Source organism: Streptomyces sp. a15, assembly GCF_059026085.1.
Genome location: NZ_JBWLKM010000320.1, coordinates 1 through 265, shown reverse-complemented (window position 1 = coordinate 265; position 265 = coordinate 1). Strand labels below are relative to the sequence as shown.

Annotated in this window: 1 pseudogene; it reads right to left on the bottom strand. The window is 70.9% G+C overall.

Going from position 1 to position 265, the window contains the following annotated elements:
- Window positions 1-265, bottom strand: a pseudogene (locus AC5P09_RS52315) (hypothetical protein); the annotation flags it as partial.

The window sequence follows — 265 nt, the reverse complement described above, 5'->3', positions numbered from 1 at the left end:
AGCCACCCTGAGCGTCCGGGTCCTCGCTCTTGCCGGAGCCGGCCCCGTAGTCGCTGTCGGCCCCGTAGTCGCTGTCGCTGTCGCCGTCGTCGCCGTAACCAACGTCGTTGCTGGTCGTGGACGGCGACGCCGGGGACTCCGCCTCCATCAGCGTGTCGCCGTAGCCACCCTGAGCGTCCGGGTCCTCGCTCTTGCCGGAGCCGGCCCCGTAGTCGCTGTCGGCCCCGTAGTCGCTGTCGCTGTCGCCGTCGTCGCCGTAACCAAC